The 20656-nt window shown below is 69.2% G+C and carries 21 protein-coding genes and 1 tRNA gene; 17 read left to right on the top strand and 5 right to left on the bottom strand.

From position 1 onward, the window contains the following. Positions 1–7: 7 nt before the first annotated feature. Positions 8–1786: a cation:proton antiporter gene (locus ACOFKX_RS01710; RefSeq protein ID WP_419825372.1), complete on the bottom strand. Its 1779-nt coding sequence runs from the start codon at positions 1784–1786 to the stop codon at positions 8–10. A gap of 56 nt (positions 1787–1842) precedes the next feature. Then, positions 1843–3063, bottom strand: coding sequence for an NADP-dependent isocitrate dehydrogenase (locus ACOFKX_RS01705; protein WP_419825371.1), 1221 nt, complete (start codon positions 3061–3063; stop codon positions 1843–1845). Positions 3064–3168: 105 nt separating this feature from the next. On the opposite strand from ACOFKX_RS01705, the gene ACOFKX_RS01700 reads away from it, so the two are divergent. The 13 genes from ACOFKX_RS01700 to fabZ all read left to right on the top strand — a co-directional run bounded on the left by ACOFKX_RS01700 (position 3169) and on the right by fabZ (position 16079). Next, on the top strand, positions 3169–3900 hold the full coding sequence (locus tag ACOFKX_RS01700) for a phosphatidylserine decarboxylase (RefSeq protein WP_419825370.1): 732 nt from the start codon (positions 3169–3171) through the stop codon (positions 3898–3900). Between the two features lie 44 nt (positions 3901–3944). Then, the gene (locus ACOFKX_RS01695) at positions 3945–4742 is read left to right on the top strand and encodes a CDP-alcohol phosphatidyltransferase family protein (protein ID WP_419825369.1); all 798 of its coding nucleotides are present in this window, start codon (positions 3945–3947) and stop codon (positions 4740–4742) included. 411 nt (positions 4743–5153) lie between these two features. Continuing rightward, positions 5154–5906 (top strand): 30S ribosomal protein S2, encoded by a 753-nt coding sequence (rpsB, locus tag ACOFKX_RS01690; protein ID WP_419825368.1) that lies wholly within the window; start codon positions 5154–5156, stop codon positions 5904–5906. 83 nt (positions 5907–5989) lie between these two features. Continuing rightward, a complete protein-coding gene (gene tsf, locus ACOFKX_RS01685) occupies positions 5990–6940 on the top strand; it encodes a translation elongation factor Ts (RefSeq protein ID WP_419825367.1) in 951 nt (316 codons plus the stop codon). Between the two features lie 110 nt (positions 6941–7050). Beyond that, entirely contained in the window at positions 7051–7773 is a 723-nt protein-coding gene (gene pyrH / locus ACOFKX_RS01680) for a UMP kinase (RefSeq protein ID WP_419827314.1), read from the top strand. Between the two features lies 1 nt (position 7774). Then, positions 7775–8338: a ribosome recycling factor gene (gene frr / locus ACOFKX_RS01675; protein ID WP_419825366.1), complete on the top strand. Its 564-nt coding sequence runs from the start codon at positions 7775–7777 to the stop codon at positions 8336–8338. 17 nt (positions 8339–8355) lie between these two features. After that, positions 8356–9081, top strand: coding sequence for an isoprenyl transferase (locus ACOFKX_RS01670; protein WP_419825365.1), 726 nt, complete (start codon positions 8356–8358; stop codon positions 9079–9081). Next, entirely contained in the window at positions 9078–9875 is a 798-nt protein-coding gene (locus ACOFKX_RS01665; RefSeq protein ID WP_419825364.1) for a phosphatidate cytidylyltransferase, read from the top strand. Before ACOFKX_RS01670 ends, ACOFKX_RS01665 begins: the two co-directional genes overlap by 4 nt. Next, positions 9872–11026, top strand: a complete 1155-nt coding sequence (locus tag ACOFKX_RS01660; protein ID WP_419825363.1) for a 1-deoxy-D-xylulose-5-phosphate reductoisomerase — start codon at positions 9872–9874, stop codon at positions 11024–11026. The genes ACOFKX_RS01665 and ACOFKX_RS01660 overlap by 4 nt, the downstream gene beginning before the upstream one ends. Next, positions 11023–12156 carry a M50 family metallopeptidase gene (locus tag ACOFKX_RS01655; protein WP_419825362.1) on the top strand — a complete coding sequence of 378 codons (1134 nt, stop codon included), beginning with the start codon at positions 11023–11025 and terminating at the stop codon, positions 12154–12156. Before ACOFKX_RS01660 ends, ACOFKX_RS01655 begins: the two co-directional genes overlap by 4 nt. 140 nt (positions 12157–12296) lie before the next feature. Beyond that, positions 12297–14960, top strand: coding sequence for an outer membrane protein assembly factor BamA (gene bamA / locus ACOFKX_RS01650; RefSeq protein ID WP_419827313.1), 2664 nt, complete (start codon positions 12297–12299; stop codon positions 14958–14960). After that, complete coding sequence (locus tag ACOFKX_RS01645) at positions 14960–15586, top strand: OmpH family outer membrane protein (RefSeq protein WP_419825361.1); 627 nt, start codon at positions 14960–14962, stop codon at positions 15584–15586. Before bamA ends, ACOFKX_RS01645 begins: the two co-directional genes overlap by 1 nt. A gap of 10 nt (positions 15587–15596) precedes the next feature. Further along, positions 15597–16079 (top strand): 3-hydroxyacyl-ACP dehydratase FabZ, encoded by a 483-nt coding sequence (gene fabZ / locus ACOFKX_RS01640; RefSeq protein WP_419825360.1) that lies wholly within the window; start codon positions 15597–15599, stop codon positions 16077–16079. Here the strand turns inward: fabZ and mobA are convergent. Next, positions 16045–16593 carry a molybdenum cofactor guanylyltransferase gene (gene mobA / locus ACOFKX_RS01635; RefSeq protein ID WP_419825359.1) on the bottom strand — a complete coding sequence of 183 codons (549 nt, stop codon included), beginning with the start codon at positions 16591–16593 and terminating at the stop codon, positions 16045–16047. The genes fabZ and mobA overlap by 35 nt on opposite strands. Before the next feature lie 67 nt (positions 16594–16660). Here mobA and rpmE point away from each other — a divergent pair, with 67 nt between their 5' ends. Beyond that, complete coding sequence (gene rpmE / locus ACOFKX_RS01630) at positions 16661–16891, top strand: 50S ribosomal protein L31 (protein ID WP_419825358.1); 231 nt, start codon at positions 16661–16663, stop codon at positions 16889–16891. A gap of 17 nt (positions 16892–16908) precedes the next feature. Here rpmE and ACOFKX_RS01625 read toward each other — a convergent pair whose 3' ends face one another. Both ACOFKX_RS01625 and ACOFKX_RS01620 read right to left on the bottom strand, forming a co-directional pair. Further along, positions 16909–17223 carry a PilZ domain-containing protein gene (locus ACOFKX_RS01625; protein ID WP_419825357.1) on the bottom strand — a complete coding sequence of 105 codons (315 nt, stop codon included), beginning with the start codon at positions 17221–17223 and terminating at the stop codon, positions 16909–16911. Positions 17224–17253: 30 nt separating this feature from the next. Next, a tRNA-Ser gene (locus ACOFKX_RS01620) sits at positions 17254–17343 on the bottom strand. Positions 17344–17466: 123 nt separating this feature from the next. Here ACOFKX_RS01620 and ACOFKX_RS01615 point away from each other — a divergent pair. The 3 genes from ACOFKX_RS01615 (at position 17467) to ACOFKX_RS01605 (ending at position 20655) form a co-directional block, all read left to right on the top strand. After that, positions 17467–18498 carry a lytic murein transglycosylase gene (locus tag ACOFKX_RS01615; RefSeq protein WP_419827312.1) on the top strand — a complete coding sequence of 344 codons (1032 nt, stop codon included), beginning with the start codon at positions 17467–17469 and terminating at the stop codon, positions 18496–18498. Between the two features lie 166 nt (positions 18499–18664). Further along, entirely contained in the window at positions 18665–19462 is a 798-nt protein-coding gene (locus ACOFKX_RS01610; RefSeq protein WP_419825356.1) for a septal ring lytic transglycosylase RlpA family protein, read from the top strand. Beyond that, complete coding sequence (locus ACOFKX_RS01605; protein WP_419825355.1) at positions 19459–20655, top strand: D-alanyl-D-alanine carboxypeptidase family protein; 1197 nt, start codon at positions 19459–19461, stop codon at positions 20653–20655. Before ACOFKX_RS01610 ends, ACOFKX_RS01605 begins: the two co-directional genes overlap by 4 nt. Position 20656 lies beyond the last annotated feature (1 nt).

Raw genomic sequence — 20656 nt, 5'->3', positions numbered from 1 at the left:
TCCGTGGTCAGCCGCGCGCCGCCGCGTCGGGTCGCCGGCCGCGTCGCTTGGGCGCGTCGCTGAGCCCCCCCATCTCCATGATCGCGGCGCGCGCCTCCGCCCGCTGCTCGTGGATGGAGGCGATGACCGGCCCTACCGCCACGCCGATCTCGGTCAGCACCGCTTCCGAGAGCTGGTAGCTGGATTCGAGCTGCTCGGGCACCGCGTCGGTCGCGCCCGCGCGGTAGAGCTCGGCGGCGTGCGTTGCGTCTCGTGCGCGCGCGACGATCGGCAGCGCAGGATGATCGGCACGAATCCGGCGGGTGAGCCGCACCTGGCCGACCGGATCGTCCATGGTCAGCACCACCGCGCTGGCTCGATCGAGATCGAGGTGGGCGATCATCTCGGTGCGGCTCGCGTCGCCGAGCAGCACCGGGAAACCTTCGTGCCGCCCCGCCGCGACGGCGTCGACGTCGGCATCGATCGCCACGAACGGCCGCCCATGCTTGCGCAGCATGGTGGCGACGACGTGGCCGACGCGGCCGAAGCCGATCACGACCGTGCGCGTGCCGGTCCCGTCCGCGATCGCGGGATCGACGACGCGCGCGCGTCCGCGTTCGACCCGGTGCGCGAGGTCCGCGCCCAGGCGTGCCAGCAGCGGCGTGATGGTAAGGCCGAGTGCCGTCACCGTCTGCCAGAACGCCGCGGTGGGCGCCGCGATCAGCCCTACGGCCTCCGCCGTGCCGAGCACGATCAGCGTGGTCTCCGAGGGTGACGACATCAGCACGCCGAGTTCGGCCGCGTCGCCAGGCTGCGATCCCGTCGCGCGGGTCAACGCCGCCGTCACCGCCGCCTTGGCCAACACGATCCCGGCAACGGCGAGGACGAGTTGCCGCCATTGGTCCGCGATCGCGGCGAGGTCGAGGCTCATTCCGACCGTGATGAGGAAGACGCCGAGCGCCAGCCCGCGGAACGGCGCGGTGATGACCTCGACCTCTGCATGATACTCGGTCTCGGCGATCAGGATGCCGGCGAGCAGCGCGCCGACGATCGGCGACAAGCCGGCGGAAGCGGTCGCGATCGAGGCGGTAAGCACGACGAGCAGGCTGATCGCCAGGAACAGCTCCGGGCTCTTGGTGCGCGCCGCCTGCGCGAACAGCGGCGTCAACGCGAAACGACCGATACCGAGCAGCGCCAGCACCGTGGTGCCGCTGATAAGGCTGGTGCGCACGAAGCTCGTCCAGTCGCCGGCACCCGCCGGGCCGAGCGCCGAGAGCGTGAACAGGATCGGCACGAGCGCCAAGTCCTCGAACAGCAGCATCGCGAAGGCGGCGCCGCCCACCGCTCCGCTCGTCCCCGCGATCGGCAGCACCAGCGCGGTGGACGAGAGCGCGAGCGCGAGTCCGAGCCCCAGCGCGCCTGCCCAGGATTGGCCGAACAGGGCGAGCGCGCCGCCGATTACCGCAGCCGAGAGCAGCAGCTTGGCCGCGCCGACGCCGAACACGCGCGCGCGCATCGCCCACAGCCGGGGCAGCGAGAGTTCGAGACCGATCGCGAACAGCAGCAGCACGATGCCGAACTCGGCGAACGGCTCGATCGCGTGCGGCTCGGTGATCGTGACGTGGTAGAGCCACGGCGCGCGGCCGACGAGCGTGCCGAGGCCGTGCGGGCCGACCGCGACGCCGACCAGGATGAAGCCGATCACGGGATTGATCCGCGCCCGCGCGAAGGCTGGGATCACGATCCCCGCCGCGCCGAGGATCACCAGCGCGTCGGAGAGGCCGGTCGACTGGACGGGGAACGCCATGCCCCGACTATGACGGGGGCGACCGCGCTACGCTAGCGCGCAGCCGCCCGCAGGCATCAGGCCCAACCGGCCATCTCGCGCTCTAAATTCTCGCGGATCGCATCGAAGAACTGCTCGGTCGTCATCCAGCTCTGGTCGGGACCGACGAGGATCGCGAGATCCTTCGTCATCTGTCCACCCTCGACGGTCGACACGCACACCTTCTCCAGCGTCTCGGCGAAGCGCACCACGTCGGGCGTCTCGTCGAAGCGCCCGCGAAACTGCAGGCCCTGCGTCCAGGCGAAGATCGATGCGATCGGGTTGGTGGAGGTCTGCTTGCCCTGCTGGTGCATGCGATAGTGGCGCGTCACGGTGCCGTGCGCGGCCTCCGCCTCGATGGTGCGGCCGTTGGGGCTCATCAGCACCGAGGTCATGAGGCCCAGCGAGCCGAAGCCCTGCGCCACCGTGTCGGACTGCACGTCGCCGTCATAGTTCTTGCACGCCCACACGAACTTGCCGCTCCACTTGAGCGCGGAGGCGACCATGTCGTCGATCAGGCGATGCTCGTAGCCGATGCGCGCGGCGGCGAAGCGATCCTTGAACTCGGCCTCGAACACCTCGGCGAACAGGTCCTTGAAGCGGCCGTCATAGGCCTTGAGGATCGTGTTCTTGGTGCTGAGGTACAGTGGCCACTGGCGCCCGAGCGCATAGTTCATGCTGGCGCGCGCGAAGTCGCGGATCGACTCGTCGAGATTGTACATGCCCATGGCGACGCCCGACGCCGGGAAGTCGAACACCTCGTGCTCGATCTCCTGCCCGTCCTCGCCCGTCCACTTCATGGTGAGCTTGCCCTTGCCGGGCACGCGGAAGTCGGTGGCGCGATACTGGTCGCCGAAGGCGTGGCGTCCGACGACGATTGGGTGCGTCCAACCCGGCACCAAGCGCGGCACGTTGCGCATCACGATCGGCTCGCGAAAGACGACGCCGCCCAGGATGTTGCGGATCGTGCCGTTGGGCGACTTCCACATCTTCTTGAGGCCGAACTCCTCGACGCGCGCCTCGTCGGGGGTGATCGTTGCGCACTTCACGCCGACGCCGTACTTCTGGATCGCCTGTGCGCTGTCCACCGTCACCTTGTCGTCGGTGGCGTCGCGGTGCTCGATCGAGAGGTCGTAGTAATCGAGGTCGATCGCGAGATAGGGCTTGACCAGGCGCTCGCGGATCCATTCCCAGATGATCCGCGTCATCTCGTCGCCGTCGATCTCGACGACTGGCGTCTTCACCTCGATCTTCGCCATGGGTGCTCCGCTGCCTGTGATGTGGGATGTCGCACCCGCGCTTAGGCCCAGCCGCCGCATGGATCAACCGTGACACCGGACGGGCGACCGCTTAGGACGGCGGCCATGACGTCCCTCGACAAGCCGGAGATCGGCACCAGCACCGTGCGCTGGCGTTTTCCCGCGATTCACCCCGAAGGCTTCAAGTTCGCGGCGATTTCCGCCGGGCTGACGCTGCTGCTGTTCGTCGCCTGGCAGCCGCTCGGCTGGCTCGGCGTGCTGGTGACCTTGTGGGTGCTCGCCTTCTTCCGCGATCCGATCCGCACCACGCCGCGCACGCCCGGCGCGATCGTGGCGCCGGCCGACGGGCTGGTGACGATGATCGCGACGGTACCGCCTCCGCGCGAGCTGGTGGGCGAGGGGGCGCTGCCGCCCGGGCCGGTGACGCGCGTGTCGATCTTCATGTCGGTGTTCGACGTGCACATCAATCGCGCGCCGGTGGGCGGCACGATCGCCCGCGTCGTCTACGTCTCGGGCAAGTTCCTCAACGCGGATCTCGACAAGGCCAGCGAGGAGAACGAGCGCCAGCACATCCTGGTCGAGGATCGCGACGGCAACCGTATCGGCTTCACGCAGATCGCCGGGCTCGTGGCGCGCCGGATCGTGCCGTTCGTGAAGCCCGGCGACATCGTTGCGGGCGGGCAGCGCGTCGGCCTCATCCGCTTTGGCAGCCGCGTCGACGTGTACCTGCCGGCGGGGACGGGCGCTCAGGTGCTGCTCGGCCAGCGCACGCTGGCGGGCGAGACGATCGTCGCGGTCGTCGGGCGCGACGATCGGATCGAGGGCATCGCGCAGTGAGGGCGACCGGATGAGGCGGGCGGCGTGAACGGTCGGGGGCGGACATGGCGCGGGTGACCCAACCGATCGGCGACGGGTCGCGGCGCGGCATCCCGCTGCGCGCGGTCACGCCCAATGCCGTGACCGCGCTGGCGCTCTGCTTCGGCCTCTCGGCGGTACGTTTCGCCATTGCGGCCAAGTGGGAGCTGGCGGTCGCGGTCGTCGTCGTCGCGGGCGTGCTCGACGGCTTAGACGGACGCATCGCACGGCTGCTGCGGGGCGAGAGCCGGTTTGGCGCCGAGCTCGATTCGCTGTCGGACGTGATCGCCTTCGGGGTGGCGCCGGCGGTGGTGCTCTATTTGTGGTCGTTGCAGTTCATGCCGCAGTTCGGCTGGACGATCGCGCTCAGCCACGCGGTCTGCTGCGCCCTGCGCCTCGCGCGCTTCAACGCGCAGATCGATATCACCGAACAGCCGCGCAAGGCGGCGGGTTTCATGACCGGGATCCCGGCACCGGCCGGGGCGGGCACCGCGCTCACCCCCCTCTACCTCTGGCTGGCGACCGGCGAGGACCTGTTCCGCTCCACCTACGTGGTGGCGCCGTGGACGGCATCCGTGGCGTTGCTGATGGTCTCGAGCATCCCAACCTATGGCTGGTCTTCGCTCCGCCTTCGCCGCGGCGTCCGCTTCGGTGCGCTCGTCGCCTTCGCGATCTTCGCGAGCGCTCTCATCAACGCCCCCTGGCCCAGCCTGTCGGCCCTGTCGCTCTGTTATCTCGCGGCGATCCCGCTCGCGATACGATCCTACGCCCGGATCAAGCGGCGGACCGCGACCGCAGCGGACGTGCGAGCGACACCGGCTTGACATTGTACCAGCGCACGCGCGTACGCCGAGCGACGGCGACAACGGCACGCGGACGAGCGGCGACCCCGAGCGCGCCTCCGATGGCATCCTTTCGCTCCGCAAGCGACGTGGCGATGACGCTCCCCGCACCGAACAGGACGAAAAGGCTGACGAGCGTAGCAAGCATGTGAAGCATGAACAGGCCCTCCTGGCGGCCAAAGCCGACCATCTTGGTCGACCGTTAACCATAAACGCTGTGGATGGTTCCTTGTTCCACATATGTTCCGTGATGTCAAGCCTTGCGACGCGCGCCGATCGCCGCTACCTGCGCCTCCATTCCACATGCGGGGCGACATAGCCCGGTGCCGGGTGCGGGCTCGCTCGCGAACGGTCACTGCCTCGCAGAGGTATAACCGGAAGGAGTTATCCACGATGGCAGCACCTGCCGTATCCATGCACGCGCTGCTCGACGCCGGCGCGCATTTCGGCCACCAGACGCACCGCTGGAACCCGAAGATGAAGCCCTACATCTTCGGTGATCGCAATGGCGTGCACATCATCGACCTCTCGCAGACCGTGCCGCTGTTCGCGCGCGCGCTGGAGTTCATCAGCCAGACCGTGTCGTCGGGCGGCAAGGTGCTGTTCGTCGGCACCAAGCGTCAGGCGCAGGAGCCGATCGCCGAGGCGGCGCGCATGGCCGGGCAGCATTACGTCAACCATCGCTGGCTGGGCGGGATGCTCACCAACTGGAAGACCATCTCCAACTCGATCAAGCGCTACAAGTCGTTGGAGGAGCAGCTCTCGGGCGACACGCAGGGGCTCACCAAGAAGGAGGTGCTCCAGCTCACCCGCGAGCGCGACAAGCTCGAACTGAGCCTCGGCGGCATCCGCGACATGGGCGGCATCCCCGACGTCATGTTCGTCATCGACGCCTCCAAGGAGGAGCTGGCGATCAAGGAAGCCAACACGCTGGGCATTCCGGTCGTCGCGGTGCTCGACACCAACGTCAGTCCCGACGGCATCGCCTTCCCGATCCCGGGCAACGACGATGCCAGCCGCGCCATCCGCTTGTATTGCGAGATGGTGTCGGAGGCCGCGACGCGCGGCGGGCAGCAGGGCCGCGTCGAGCATGGCTTCGATATCGGCGCGATGGACGAGCCGCCGGCCGAAGCCGCGCTGGCGTAACAATCAAGGGGCATCCCGGCTGCGGCCGGGATCGTCTCCGCGCGGGCGGCGTCCGCGCGTCCACGTCTGAAAGGAATAGCGACATGGCGGAAGTGACCGCTGCGACCGTGAAGGAGCTGCGCGAGCGCTCCGGCGCGGGCATGATGGATTGCAAGAAGGCGCTCGCCGAGACCGGCGGCGACATGGAGGCCGCGGTCGACTGGCTGCGCTCCAAGGGCCTCGCCTCGGCGGCGAAGAAGTCCAGCCGTACGGCGGCCGAGGGCCTCGTGGGCGTGGCGGTCGCCGGCACGCGTGGAGCGGCGGTCGAGGTCAACTCCGAGACCGACTTCGTCGCCAAGAACGAGCAGTTCCAGGCGTTCGTGCGCAACGTTTCCGAGCTGGCGCTCAAGTCGGGTGGCGACGTCGAGCAGCTCAAGTCCGCCTCCTACCCGGGGGGCGGCACGGTGTCCGACGCGCTCACCGCCAACGTCGCGACCATCGGCGAGAACCAGACGTTGCGCCGCGTGCGCGTGCTGGAAGTCGGGCAGGGCGTCGTCGTGCCCTACGTCCACAACCAGCAGGTGCCCGGCATGGGCAAGATCGGCGTGCTCGTCGCGCTGGAGAGCCCGGCCGGCGCCGACGTGCTGGAGCCGCTGGGCAAGCAGATCGCGATGCACATCGCTGCCGCCAGCCCGCAGGCGCTCCACGCCGAGGGTCTCGATGCCGACACCATCGAACGCGAGCGTGGCATTGCGCGCGACAAGGCGGCCGAGAGCGGTAAGCCCGACAACATCATCGAGAAGATGATCGAGGGCGCGGTTGCCAAATTCAAGAAGGAGGCGGCGTTGCTTAGCCAGCTCTTCGTCATGGACAACAAGACGCCGGTAGCCGATGTGGTCGCGAAGGCCGCGAAGGACGCCGGCCAGCCGATCGAACTCAAGGACTATGTCCGCTTTCAGCTCGGCGAGGGCATCGAGAAGCAGACGTCGGACTTCGCCGCCGAAGTCGCGGCGGCGGCGGGCACCGCGCCTAAGGAGCCGGCGCCGACCGCCTGAGATGGACGCTTCCGAATAGTATCCGGGCGGGGCTCGGGCTGCTTGGCAGTCCGGGCCCTCGTCTCTAAGGTCCGCCGGACCAGCCCCAGCCGATGGACGCACCCGCACCGATGACCCGCCCGCGCTTCCAACGCATCCTGCTGAAGCTCTCGGGCGAGGTGCTGATGGGGCCGGGCCAGTTCGGTATCGATCCCGACACCGTCACGCGCGTCGCCGAGGAGATACTCGCGATCCGCGAGGCCGGCTACCAGCTCTGCATCGTGGTCGGCGGCGGCAACATCTTTCGCGGCCTCGCCGCCGCCGCCAAGGGCTTCGACCGGGCGAGCGCCGACTATATGGGCATGCTCGCCACCGTCATGAACGCGCTCGCCGTGCAGAACGCGCTGGAGCAGCTCGGCGTCGAGACGCGCGTGCAGTCGGCGATCCCGATGGCTTCGGTGTGCGAGCCCTTCATCCGCAGGCGCGCCGAGCGGCATCTGGAGAAGGGCCGCGTGGTGATCTTCGCCGCCGGCGTCGGATCTCCCTTCTTCACCACCGACAGCGGCGCGGCGCTGCGCGCCGCCGAGATGAAGTGCGACGCGCTGTTCAAGGGCACCTCGGTCGACGGCGTCTACGACGCGGATCCCAAGAAGGTGCCCGACGCCAAGCGCTACGAGACGGTGAGCTTCAACACCGTGCTCGCCAAGGACTTGAAGGTGATGGACGCGAGCGCGGTCGCGCTGTGCCGCGACAACGACATTCCGATCGTGGTGTTCAACATCCGCGAGCAGGGCAACCTGGCCCGCGTGCTGGCGGGCGAGGGCACCGCAACGATCGTGCGTAACGGAGACTGAGATGGCGGCACCGCAGTATAGCAAGGCAGACCTGGAGCGCCGCATGGCCGGCGCGGTCGAGTCGCTGAGGCACGACCTTCAGGGGCTGCGCACCGGCCGCGCGTCGACGGCGTTGCTCGATCCCGTCAACGTGACCGTCTACGGTGCCGCCATGCCGCTCAACCAGGTCGCCACCGTGTCGGCGCCGGAGCCGCGCATGCTGTCGGTGCAGGTGTGGGACAAGACCAACGTCGGGCCGGTCGACAAGGCGATCCGCTCGGCCGGCCTCGGGCTTAATCCGATCGTCGACGGTCAGACGCTGCGCCTGCCGATCCCGGACCTGACCGAGGAGCGCCGCCGCGAGCTGGCCAAGCTCACCGGGCAATATGCGGAGAAGGCGCGGATCGCCGTCCGCAACGTGCGCCGCGACGGCATGGACACGCTCAAGACCGACGAGAAGAAGGCCGGCCTCTCCGAAGACGATCGGAAGCGCCACGAAGGCGAGGTCCAGAAGCTGACCGACGCGACGATCGCCGACATCGACGCCGCTACCGCCGCCAAGGAAAAGGAAATCCTCGGCAAGTGAGCCCGCGCGGGCGCCCGATGCCGAAGCCGGGGGGCGGTGACGAGGGCGCGGGTCCGCGCCACGTCGCGATCATCATGGACGGCAACGGCCGCTGGGCGAAGGCGCGTCGCCTGCCCCGCGTCGCCGGCCACCGCGCGGGTGCCGAGGCGGTGCGGCGCACCGTGCGCGCGGCTTGCGAGATGGGACTGGAGGCGTTGACGCTCTACGCCTTCTCCTCCGAGAATTGGCGTCGGCCCGCTACGGAGATCGCGGACTTGATGGGCCTGCTCCGCCGCTTCGTCGCCAGCGAACTGGAAGAGATCGCCCGCAACGACGTCCGGCTGAAGATCGTCGGCGACTGGCGCAAGCTCGAACCCGACATCGTGGCCATGCTCGACGACGCGATCGCACGCACCGCATCGAATCGTGCGCTGACGCTCGCGATCGCGCTCAACTACGGTGCGCGCGACGAGATGCTGCGCGTTACCCGCCGATTGATGCGCGAGGCGCGCGCCGGCGAGATCGATCCGGACGCGCTCGACGAGGCGGTCGTCGAGGCACGGCTCGACACCGCCGAGCTGCCGCCGCTCGACCTGCTGATCCGCACCTCGGGCGAGGTCAGGCTCTCCAACTTCCTGCTCTGGCAGGCGGCGTATAGCGAGCTCGTCTTCACCGACACGCTGTGGCCGGACTTCGACGCGGCCGCGCTCTCGGCGGCTTGCGACGTGTTCGCCGGGCGCGAGCGGCGCTACGGCGGCCTGTGAACGCGGCCGCCATCGCGCCCAAGCCGAAGCGATCCGATCTCGGCGTCCGCACGGTCACCGGGCTGGCGCTGATCCTCGTCGCGTTGTTCGCCGTCGCCTGGGGCCAGACGCCGTTCTGGCTGCTGCTCTCCGTCGCCGCGCTGGTCATGCTCGCCGAGTGGGCGTCGATGATCGCCGCCGAACGCTGGCAGATGTGGCTGTCCTTCGTCGGGCTGACGCTGGCGCTGCTCGTCGAGCAGCCGCACCTCGACATACCGGACGTCTTCTCCCCCTTCGTGCTGGCGGCGGCGGCGGCGCTGGTGGCGGCGGTGACGCGCAACCTGCGGCTCGCGGCGGGGATGCTGTACGCCGGGTTGCCGACGCTCTCGCTGTTCTTCCTGCACGGCCAGTATGACGGCATCGACCTCACGCTCTGGACGCTGGCGATCGTGTGGGCGACGGACATCGGCGCCTATTTCGCGGGACGACGCTTCGGCGGCGCCAAGCTCGCGCCGGCGATCAGCCCCAACAAGACGTGGGCGGGCCTGATCGGCGGCATCGCCGCGGCCGGCATCGTCGGCTTGGCGCTCGCGATCATGCTGCGGCTGCCGCTGCGCCTCGCGGGCTTTGGAGGCCTGCTCGCGATTGCGGCGCAGGCGGGCGACCTTTACGAGAGCGCGATGAAGCGGCGAGCGGGCGTGAAGGACTCCGGGGCCATCCTGCCCGGCCACGGCGGCGCGATGGACAGGCTCGACGGTGTCGTGCCGGTCGCGTGCCTAGTCGCCGCGATCGTCGCCAGCGGGGCGATCGGGTGAGGAGCGTCACCATTCTCGGCGCCACCGGCTCGGTCGGCACCGCCACACTCGATCTCGTCGAGCGCGAGCCGGATCGCTTCCGCGTCGAGGCACTGACCGCGCACCGCAACGTGGCCGGCCTCGCGGCGGCGGCGCGGCGCACGCGCGCCGCCGTGGCGGTGATCGGCGACGAGAGCCGGCTGGGCGAGCTGCGCAACGCGCTCATGGGCAGCGACGTGGAGGCGGCGGGCGGGGCCGACGCGATCGTCGAGGCGGCTGCGCGGGGCGCCGACTGGACGATGGCGGCGATCGTCGGGCTTGCCGGGCTCAGGCCGACGATGGCGGCGCTTGCTCGCGGTAAGGCCGTGGGCCTCGCCAACAAGGAATCGCTCGTCTCGGCGGGCGCCATCATGACGGACGCGGCGGCACGTGCCGGCGCGACGCTGCTGCCGGTCGACTCCGAGCACAACGCCGTCTTCCAGTGTTACGAGCGCGACCCCGCCCGCGTGTCCCGCATCGTGCTGACGGCGAGCGGCGGCCCGTTCCGCGACTGGCCGCAGGAGCGGATGCGGAGCGTGACGCCGGCGCAAGCGGTGAAGCATCCGAACTGGTCGATGGGCGCCAAGATCTCGATCGACTCGGCGACGATGATGAACAAGGGGCTGGAACTGATCGAGGCGTTTCACCTGTTCCCGGTGGGCGCCGAGCGGCTCGACGTCCTCGTCCACCCGCAGTCGGTGGTCCACTCGATGGTGGAATATGTCGATGGCTCGGTGCTGGCGCAGCTCGGCTCGCCCGACATGCGCGTGCCGATCGCGCACACGCTCGCCTGGCCCGATCGCATGGCGACGCCGTGCCAGAAGCTGGATCTCGCCCGCATCGGCCGGCTCGATTTCGGAGCGCCGGACTTCGTGCGCTTTCCCGCGCTCGCGCTGGCCCGCGCGGCGCTGGAGGCAGGCGGCGCGCGGCCGGCGGTTCTCAACGCCGCCAACGAGGCCGCCGTGGCCGCCTTCCTCGGCGGACGGATCGGCTTCCTCGACATCGCGGACACTGTCGCCGCCGTTCTGGATCGTTTCGATCCAGCCGCACCGGTTAACCTTGAAGACGTTGTCGCCATCGACGCCGCCGCGCGCATTGGTGCGGAAGAGGCGATGGAGAGGGTTGCGGCATGAGCGGAGTGGGAACGCTGATCTGGTCGGCCGGATGCTTTCTGCTGGTAATCGGCCCGCTGATCTTCCTGCACGAACTCGGTCATTACCTGGTCGGCCGCTGGTGCGGCGTGAAGGCCGATGCCTTCTCGATCGGCTTCGGCCGCGAACTGCTCGGCTGGACCGACAGCGCGGGGACGCGTTGGAAGGTCGGTGCGCTGCCGCTAGGCGGCTACGTCAAGTTCGCCGGCGACATGAATCCCGCATCGCAGCCATCGGCCGAGTGGCTGGCGTTGCCGCCGCACGAGCGCGCGCGCACCTTCCAGGCGAAACCTGTCTGGCAGCGCTTCCTGATTGTCTTGGCCGGTCCGGCCGTCAACTTCCTGTTCGCGCTCGTCGTGCTCGCGGGCATCCTGATCGCCTACGGCGAGCCGGTGACGCCGCCGGTCGTCGCCCGCGTGATCCCGCGCTCGGCCGCGGCCGAAGCGGGGTTGCGCACCGGCGACCGCATCGTCGCGATCAACGGCGTCGCCGTCCGCCGCTTCGAGGATATCGGCGGCTACACGGCGCTGCGGCCCGACACGCGAATGCACCTCGACCTGGTGCGTGCCGGTCAGCCGGCCGCGCTGGACGTCGTCACCAAGGCCTCGCAGACGAGCGATCGCTTCGGCAACACCGCGCGTATCGGCGTGCTCGGCATCGCGGCCGGCGGAGGCCGGATGGAGCCGGTGCCGCTCGCCGAGGTGCCCGCGCGCGCCGCCGGCTATGTCGGCGACGCGGTGGTGACGACGGTTGTGGCGCTGCGCCAGATCGTGGTGGGTGAGCGATCGGCCAAGGAGATGTCCGGTCCGGTCGGCGTCGCGCGGGTGGCGGGGCAGCAGGCGACGCTCGGCTGGTTCGCGGTGGCGTTGCTGATGGCGGGGATCTCGATCAACCTGGGGTTCATCAACCTGCTGCCAGTCCCGATGCTGGATGGCGGACACCTGCTCTTCTACGTGGTCGAGGCGGTTCGGCGGAAGCCGGTCGCGCCGGCCGTGCAGGAGTGGGCGTTTCGATCCGGTCTGGCGCTCCTCCTCGGGGTCATGCTCTTCGTCACCTTCAACGATCTTGGCATGGCGGGATTGTGGGCGAGGCTCGCGGGGCTGATCGGATGAAGCGGACCCGCCCGGCTTGATCGACCGGACGCTATCGGGCAGGGGCGGAAAGCCTTTCGAGGCGGGGAGGGAGGCGGCCATGCCGCCGCCCAGGCAAGGCGGGTAAGGGCGTGACCACTGTTACCAACCGCAGCCGGCTCATGGCCGGGCTGCTGATCGGCACCATCCTTGGCGTGGGCGCGGTTTCGCCCGCCGATGCGCAACGCCGCGCGCCGCGTGCCGCGCGCGTTCCGGTCGCGCCGCTACCCGCCGCGCCCGTTCCCGCCGCCGATCCTGCACAGGGCGGCGAAACGATCCGGTCGCTCCGCGTCAGCGGCAACCAGCGCCTGGAGCCCGAGACGGTGCTCTCCTACGTCTCGCTGCGGGTCGGCCAGACCTACACGCGCGATGCCGGAGACACCGCGCTGAAGGCGCTCTACGCGACCGACCTGTTCGCCGATGTCCAGATCGTCGACGATCCGGCCAGCCCCGGAGCCATCACCATCAAGGTGCGCGAGAACCCGGTGGTCAACCGCGTCGTGCTGGAGGGCAACAAGCGGCTGAAGTCCGACAAGATCATGCCCGAGATCAAGCTCCAGGCGCGCGAGATATTCTCTCGCGCCAAGGTGCGGGCCGACGTGGCCCGGATCATCGAGCTGTACCGCCGCCAAGGCCGCTACGCCGCCACCGTCGATCCGCAAATGGTGCTGCTCGATCAGAACCGCGTCGACGTGGTGTTCGAGATCCACGAGGGCGACAAGTCCAAGGTCAAGCGCATCAACATCATCGGCAACGCGCACTTCGCCGACAGCCAGCTCAAGGGGCAGATGGCGACGAAGGAGTCGAACCTCCTCCACGTCTTCTCGGGCGGCACCAGCTACGATCCCGACCGCCTCGCCTACGACCAGCAGAAGCTCAGGCAATTCTACCTGACGCAGGGCTATGCCGACTTCCGCGTCGTCTCGGCGGTAGCGGAACTCACGCCCGACAAGAAGGACTTCGTCATCACCTACGTGGTGGATGAGGGCCAGCGCTACAAGTTCGGCAAGATCGACGCCCAGAGCGACATCCGTGACCTCAAGGCCGATCAGCTCAAGACCCTCATCCACGTCAAGCAAGGCGACTGGTACAACGCCAAGGCGGTCGAGGACACGGTCGACACCATGACCGAGACCGCCGGCGCGCTCGGCTACGCCTTCGCCGACATCCGCCCCGAGTTCGATCGCAACCAGTCGAAGCTGACGATGGGCGTGAACTTCCACGCCAACGAGGCGCCGCGCGTCTATGTCGAGCGCATCGACATCGCGGGCAACAGCAACACGCAGGACAAGGTCGTTCGGCGCGAGTTCCGGTTGCAGGAGGGCGACGCGTTCAACGGCTTCCTCGTCAAGCGCTCGCGCGACCGCATCCGCTCGCTCGGCTTCTTCCAGGATAAGTTTGAGGTCGATCAGAAGCCGGGCTCGGCGCCCGATCGCGTGGTGCTCCAGGCCAATGTCGAGGAGAAGTCGACCGGCCAGCTTCAGGTCTCGGCGGGCTATTCGAGCCTGGAGAAGTTCATCGTCAGCCTGTCGATCGAGCAATCCAACTTCCGCGGCAAGGGCCAGACGGTGCGCGCCAGCGCCGACTATTCGGCCTACTCCAAGTCGCTCAGCCTGGGCTTCACTGAGCCGTACCTGTTCGACAAGAATTTGGCGTTCGGTGGTGATGTCTACCGGCGGGACTTCCGCTCGTTCAACTACACGAACGACAACAACCGCAACACGACCTACAATCAGACGACGACGGGCTTCCAGCTCCGCCTGGGCGTTCCACTTACCGAATACTGGTCGCTGGCGACGCGCTACACGTTGAACTACGACGACGTGACGCTCGACCGGAGCACCTACTATCTCAACGGCGTCTGCAGCCCGATCATCGCGGGCCAGTATCTCTGCGACGCGATCGGCAAGCGGGTGACATCGTCGGTCGGCTACAGCATCGTCTACGACACGCTGAACAATCGCATCACGCCGACGGCGGGCAACCGGCTGGTGTTCGGGCAGGATGTGGCCGGTCTCGGCGGCAGCGTGAAATATCTGCGCAATACGGCGACCGCCGACAACTACCGCAACCTGGGCGCGGGCTTCGTGCTGAACACCCACGCCGAGGGCGGCTACATCTGGGGCTATGCCGGCGATCGTACCGACTCATCTGGCAACGCGGTCGACGCGATCCGGCTGACCGACCGCTTCTATCTCGGCCAGCCGCAGATCCGCGGCTTCGACATCCGCGGCGTCGGCCCGCGCATCATCCGCTATAACTGCCTGGTCGGCGGCACGCCGGCAGCGGGGCAGTCGTGCCAGCCCAATCTCGCCGGCGGCAAATTGCAGGACGATGCGCTCGGAGGTCGCGCCTATTATGTCGGCCACTTCGAGGTGCAGGTTCCGCTCGGGTCTGGCGCGCGCGAGGCCGGCTTCAAGCCGTCGATCTTCGTCGATGCCGGGTCGGTGTTCGGGCTGAAGCGGCCGCGGATCGTCGGCTCGGCAAGCCCGGTCCAGAGGCAGACGCAAGCCAAGGACGGCAGCGGCAACCTGCTCTACTGTACCGACTCCTCCTGCGCCTCCACCACGACGACGCAGAACAGCATCCCCTATTTCGCGAGCCTCTACCCGGCCTTCCAGGAAGTCTATTACGGCAGCTCGATCAGCCCGCGCGTATCGGTCGGCTTCGGCGTCTCCTGGAACTCGCCGTTCGGGCCGCTGCGGATTGACATCGCCAAGGCGCTCGTCAAGCAGAAAGGCGACGATACCAAGCTCTTCTCCTTCAACGTGGGAACGCAGTTCTGATGACCAAGCTCGTCAAGTCCGCCATGCTCGCCGCCGCCGCGGCCGTCTCGTTCGGGGCGCCCGCGCTCGCCGCGTCCTCCAGCGATGGGGGGGTGCTGGTCGTCGACTTCAACGCCGTCTTCCAGAACTCGGCCGCCGGGCGTAGCGGGACGCAGCAGCTTCAGACCAAGTATCAGGCGCAGCTTCAGCAGCGTCAGCAGGCCGCCAACACCGCGGCGCAGGCGTTCGAGACGCAGCGCGGCGCGGTGAAGCAGGGCGCGCCGATCCCGCCCGCCACGCAGACCCAGCTCCAGCAGTCGCTCCAGCGCGCGCAGCAGGCGCAGGCGTCCGCGCAGCAGCTCGGCGAGGAGGTGAACGTCGTCGCGAATTACGTCCGCCAGCAGATCATCGATCGTGCCGGGCCGATCGCCGAGCAGATCCGCGCCGAGCGCAAGGCGTCGGTCGTCATCAGCAAGGACGCGGCGCTCGCCTCCGATCCGCAGGCCGACGTGACGACCTTGCTCGTCCAGCGGCTGGATGCCGCCTTCCCGACGCCGAGCATCGCGCTGCCGCAGCAAGGCGCCGCGCCTGCGGCCGGTGCGCGTCCTGCGACGACGCCGGGTCGCCCGGGCACGCAGGGCCGATGAGCGCGACGCGATGAGCGAAGGCTCGCCGGGCGCGGAGACCGCGTCCGGCCCGCTCGACATCACGCGCGTGCTGGCCGCGTTGCCGCACCGCTACCCGATGCTGTTGGTCGACCGGGTGGAGCAGATCGTCCCTCACCGGTCGATCCGCGCGACGAAGGCAGTGAGCTTCAACGAGCCCTTCTTCCAGGGGCACTTCCCCGGCCGCCCGATCATGCCCGGCGTGCTGATCGTCGAGGCGCTGGCGCAGGCGGCGGGCGTCCTGGCGATCGAGAGCCTCGGCCTCGCGGGGTCCGGCCGACTGGTCTACTTCATGGCGATCGAGGACGCGCGCTTCCGCAAGCCGGTGGAGCCCGGCGTGCTGCTGACGCTGGCGGTGGACGTGGTGCAGATGCGCGGCCGCATCTGCAAGTTCGCGGGCAGGGCGCTGCTCGGCGAGACGGTGGCGACGGAGGCGAACTTCACCGCGATGATCGCGGATCCGCCGGCGGCCTGATCGCCTCCAGATCCTCCGGTCGATTGACATTGACGATCGCCGGCCCTGCCACCTGTCGAGCGCCAACCTCCTCCGCCCAGGCGAAGATCGAGTGGCGGCGGCTCGCCTCGATCCAGGCGAGCAGCATGTCGGAGCGATCGGCGCGCCAGAGCCCGATGGTCGGCTGATGGGTAAGCACCGCGTCCGCCGGCGAGAGCAGCGCCACGAGCCCGCCGGGCAGCTCGGGCAGGTCGCAACCGCAGGTCAGCACCAACTCGTGTCCAAGCCCACGCGCGTATGCCAGCGCCGCCGCGAGCCCGCCCAGCGGCCCGAGACCAGGATGGGGAAGATCGTCGATGCACGACGCTCCCGGCCACTGCCGCCCCGCCACCACAAGGTCGGCGCATTGCGGCCGCAGGCGCGCGATCACGTGGTCGAGCATCGGACGCCCACCGACCAGGGCGAGCGCCTTGTCGCTGCCGAAGCGGCGCGAGAGCCCACCCGCCAGCACCACGCCGAGCGGTTGCGCCGTCACGGTGCTTGGCTTATCGGGGCCCGCGAACGGTGCTGGTCGGTAACCAGCGCCGCCGAGGAGCCTGCCCGTGAAGAAGAACGCGCATCCCGACTACCACATGATCAAGGTGCAGATGACCGACGGCACCGTCTACGAGACCCGCTCGACCTGGGGTTCGGAAGGCGACACGCTGCTGCTCGACATTGATCCGCTGTCGCATCCGGCGTGGACGGGCGGACGCGGCTCGCTGCTCGACGCGGGCGGCCAGGTGGCGCGCTTCAACAAGCGCTTCGGCGGGCTGAGCCTCGGTCGCAAGTAGCGGCACGCGCGGGGGCTTCAGGATCGCCTGCGCCCCTGCTCGCGCAGCCCGTTCAGTTCGACGGCATGCAGCGGCCGGTGGAAGATGACGCCGAGATGCCCCTCGGTCGTCCACGCCACCGTCACCACGAACTCGCACCAGTCGAGATCGAGCAGGATCTCGTCACCGCGCAGGATATCGGGCGCGTCGGCCGCGATCAGCGCGCCGCCGGTCGACACGTCGTCCACCCGCGCGTCCACCGGTGATTGACGATAGCCGCGCAGCGTCGCCGGCAGATCGACCGCGAAGCGCTCCGCCTCGCGGCGGTCCAGCCCGACCGGCTTCGTTTCCAAGCGCCATCTCCTCGCCTCATCGTAGACTGATGGCGGGCAGGGTGGGATTCGAACCCACGGTGAGCGCGAACCCACGGCGGTTTTCAAGACCGCTGCCTTAAACCACTCGGCCACCTGCCCGGTGCGTCCTGCTCTAGGGGCGGAGCGCTCCCCCGTGCAAGCACCGCGACGAGACGGGCTGACGCCGCGCCGCCGACGTGCGAGAGCATAGCGACAAGGGGAGGTGGCGGCGTGGCGCGCTCGATGAAATGGCTGGGTATCGGCGCCGCGCTCGCGCTTGGCGGGCTATCGCCTTCGAGCGCGCAGGATAGCACTGACTCTGGCTTCCAGAGCTATCTCGTCGGCTTCCGATCCCGCGCGCTCGCCGCCGGCGTCAGCGGACGCACGCTCGATCAGGTGTTGCCGACGCTGACACCGAACCCGCGCGTCGTCGAGCTGGACCAGGCGCAGCCCGGCGGCTCGCCGATGGCCGCGCCAGGCCGCATACAGCCTTTCCAACCCTATTACGCCAAGCACGTCACGCCCGACCTGATCGCACGCGGCCGTGCCGCCTACGCGCAGCAGCGCGGCCACCTTTCGCGCTTCGAGCGCGAAACCGGCGTGCCGGAAGGAGTGATGGTCGCGATCTGGGGACAGGAGACCAGCTATGGCGGTTATACCGGCGACTTCGATCTCGCGCGCAGCCTCGCCACTCTTGCTTACGAAGGCCGACGGCGGCAGCTCTTCGAGCCCGAGCTGATCGCCACGCTCAAGCTGATCGACAAAGGCATCCCCCGCTACCAGCTCAAGGGGAGCTGGGCGGGCGCGACGGGCTATCCGCAGTTCCTGCCCTCGGTCTACCTCCGCGTCGCGCGCGACGGTGACGGCGACGGCCGCGCCGACATATGGAACAGCCCGGCGGACGCGCTCGCCTCGATCGGCAATTACCTCGTCAACGCCGGGTGGAAGGCGGGAGAGCCGTGGGCGTTACCGGTGGTGGTGCCCGCCTCGCTCGACCGCGCCGCCGTCGCCACCCACCTCAACAGCCCGCGTTGCCCCCGCGTCCACGCGCGCCAGAGCCGCTGGCTGACGATGCGCGAGTGGCGCGGGCTGGGCATCGTCCAGGCGGGCGGCCGCGGCGTGTCGGACGACGCGATGGCGACGCTGATCGAGCCCGACGGCCTGGGCGCGCAGGCCTATCTCACCTTCGGCAACTATCGCGCGATTCTCGATTACAACTGCTCCAACTTTTATGCGCTGTCGGTCGGGCTGCTCTCGGATGCGGTGGCCGGATAACGGCGGCCGCTTCTCGCCCGCTCGGCCTGAGCCTGTCGAAGGGCAGACCTGCCTCGCGAAGAAGGGCAAGGCTTCGACAGGCTCGGCCCGAACGGGACCGACGAGAAGCGGGGGGCTCGCACTCTTCCTGCTGCTGGCCGGCTGCGGGGGCGGGGTGCATCGGCTGGTGGCGGACGCGCCCGTTCGCCTCGGCCGTCCTTACGCTGTCGGTGGGCGCACCTACGTACCCTATGACGACTCCCGCTACGACACGATCGGCGAGGCGAGCTGGTACGGCACGCGCGAGCAGGGCCGGCCAACCGCCAACGGCGAGCGCTTCGACAGGCGCCGCGTCTCGGCGGCTCATCCGACGCTGCCGTTGCCCTCCTACGTCGAGGTGACGCGGCTCGATACCGGCCAGCGGATGATCGTCCGCGTCAACGATCGCGGTCCCTTCGCGCGCGACCGCATCCTCGATCTCTCGCGCGAAGCGGCGCACGAGCTGGACATCGATCGCGCGGGCCGCGCGCTGGTCCGCGTGCGCCGCGTCACGCCGACGTCGGGCCAGGCCAAGGCGCTGCGGCGCGGCTATCCGATCATGCTGGCGTCCGTCAGAGCGACCGCGTCGCCGCCGGGTGTCGGCCCGGTTCCCGCGTCGCCCCGGCCGCTGCCGCGCGCGCCCGTGGCGACGCCGCCGCTCGCCGTGCCTCCGTCGCGTCCTCAAGATGTGATCGCAACGTCCGGCTACTGGATTGTCGTCGCGACACCTGCGGATCCGGATGCCGCCGACGCACTCGCCTCCGTGCTGGCGGGCGAGGGGGGACGCGTTGAGCCTTCGGGCGGCGGCTACCGCGTGCTGACCGGCCCCTATGTTGACGCCGTCGCGCGCGCCGATGCGCTGGCGCGGCTCGCCTCTCGCGGCTATCAGGGTGCGGTGGCGCTCGACGCGCCCGGACTCATCGCCAACGGAACCACGCTCCCATGAAGCACGCCCGCCTCGTCGCCGCGTCCACGGTCCTGCTCGCGGTGGCGGCGCCCGCCGCGGCACCGCCGTTCGACACGCCGGCACCGGTCGCCTTCCTGCAGGACATGAACTCGGGCGCGATCCTGCTGTCGAAGCAGCCAGATTACCGCATGCCGCCCGCTTCCATGGCGAAGATGATGACGGTCTACGTCGCCTTCGATCTCGTGAAGCGCGGCGAACTCAAGCTCGACCAGAAGCTCACCGTTCGCCCGGAGACCTGGGCCAAGTGGCACGGCCCCGCCGCCGGATCGACAATGTTCCTCTCGCCGAACGAGCAGGTGTCGGTGGGCGATCTCCTCGCCGGCATCATCACGTTGTCGGGCAACGACGCCTGCGTCGTGCTGGCCGAGGGCATCGCCGGCACCGAACCCGCCTTCGTCAACCTGATGAACCAGCAACGCACGAAGCTTGGCATGACGGGATCGAACTTCGGCACCTCCAACGGGTGGCCCGACGGCGGCGTGACGCACGTCACCGCGCGCGATCTCGCGACGCTGGCCGAGGCGACGATCCGCGACTTCCCCGATCTCTACAAGACCTACTATTCCAAGCCCAACTTCACCTGGGGCAAGACGATGGGCGGAGCGGACATCCAGCAGGCGAACCGCGATCCGATCCTCGGCCGCGTGCCCGGCGCCGACGGCCTCAAGACCGGGCACACCGACGAGGCCGGCTACGGTTTTACCGGCTCGGCCGAGCAGAATGGCCGGCGCCTCGTGATGGTGCTCGCCGGCATGCACAGCTGGGACGAGCGCGTGCAGCAATCGGTGGCGCTGATGAACTGGGGCTTCTCGGCATGGCGGCTGAAGCCGCTGTTCGCACGCGGCAAGCATGTCGGCGACGCGCAGGTGCAGGGCGGCGCGGCCTCTACGGTCGGGCTGATCGCGCCGCGCGATCTCGGCGCGACGGTACCGCTGGGCATGGGCGGAGTGCTCGGCGCGAACCGGCCGGGGGACGCGCCGCCGATGAAGATCGTCTATGACGGCCCGATCCAGGCGCCGATTAAGGCGGGTCAGCACGTCGCCGACCTTGTCGTCGCGTCCGGCGACACGACGCCGCAGGTGATGCCGCTGGTCGCCGAGGCGGATGTCGGCGAAGCCGGCTTCTTCGGCCGCATATGGGCGTCGCTGAAGGCGCTCGTCGGGCTCGCCTGAG

Source organism: Sphingomonas sp. (assembly GCF_965200105.1).
In the GTDB taxonomy this organism is placed as follows: domain Bacteria; phylum Pseudomonadota; class Alphaproteobacteria; order Sphingomonadales; family Sphingomonadaceae; genus Solisphingomonas.
This window is presented reverse-complemented; position numbering and strand designations above follow the sequence as displayed.

Excerpts from the sequence above, each read along its gene's own strand:
- ACOFKX_RS01695 (WP_419825369.1), top strand. The coding sequence starts at position 3,945 with ATGGCGCGGGTGACCCAACCGATCGGCGACGGGTCGCGGCGCGGCATC.
- ACOFKX_RS01645 (WP_419825361.1), top strand. The coding sequence starts at position 14,960 with ATGACCAAGCTCGTCAAGTCCGCCATGCTCGCCGCCGCCGCGGCCGTC.
- ACOFKX_RS01605 (WP_419825355.1), top strand. The coding sequence starts at position 19,459 with ATGAAGCACGCCCGCCTCGTCGCCGCGTCCACGGTCCTGCTCGCGGTG.
- tsf (WP_419825367.1), top strand. The coding sequence starts at position 5,990 with ATGGCGGAAGTGACCGCTGCGACCGTGAAGGAGCTGCGCGAGCGCTCC.
- pyrH (WP_419827314.1), top strand. The coding sequence starts at position 7,051 with ATGACCCGCCCGCGCTTCCAACGCATCCTGCTGAAGCTCTCGGGCGAG.
- fabZ (WP_419825360.1), top strand. The coding sequence starts at position 15,597 with ATGAGCGAAGGCTCGCCGGGCGCGGAGACCGCGTCCGGCCCGCTCGAC.
- ACOFKX_RS01710 (WP_419825372.1), bottom strand. The coding sequence starts at position 1,786 with ATGGCGTTCCCCGTCCAGTCGACCGGCCTCTCCGACGCGCTGGTGATC.
- ACOFKX_RS01615 (WP_419827312.1), top strand. The coding sequence starts at position 17,467 with ATGAAATGGCTGGGTATCGGCGCCGCGCTCGCGCTTGGCGGGCTATCG.
- ACOFKX_RS01700 (WP_419825370.1), top strand. The coding sequence starts at position 3,169 with ATGACGTCCCTCGACAAGCCGGAGATCGGCACCAGCACCGTGCGCTGG.
- rpsB (WP_419825368.1), top strand. The coding sequence starts at position 5,154 with ATGGCAGCACCTGCCGTATCCATGCACGCGCTGCTCGACGCCGGCGCG.
- ACOFKX_RS01705 (WP_419825371.1), bottom strand. The coding sequence starts at position 3,063 with ATGGCGAAGATCGAGGTGAAGACGCCAGTCGTCGAGATCGACGGCGAC.
- ACOFKX_RS01670 (WP_419825365.1), top strand. The coding sequence starts at position 8,356 with ATGCCGAAGCCGGGGGGCGGTGACGAGGGCGCGGGTCCGCGCCACGTC.
- bamA (WP_419827313.1), top strand. The coding sequence starts at position 12,297 with ATGGCCGGGCTGCTGATCGGCACCATCCTTGGCGTGGGCGCGGTTTCG.
- frr (WP_419825366.1), top strand. The coding sequence starts at position 7,775 with ATGGCGGCACCGCAGTATAGCAAGGCAGACCTGGAGCGCCGCATGGCC.
- ACOFKX_RS01655 (WP_419825362.1), top strand. The coding sequence starts at position 11,023 with ATGAGCGGAGTGGGAACGCTGATCTGGTCGGCCGGATGCTTTCTGCTG.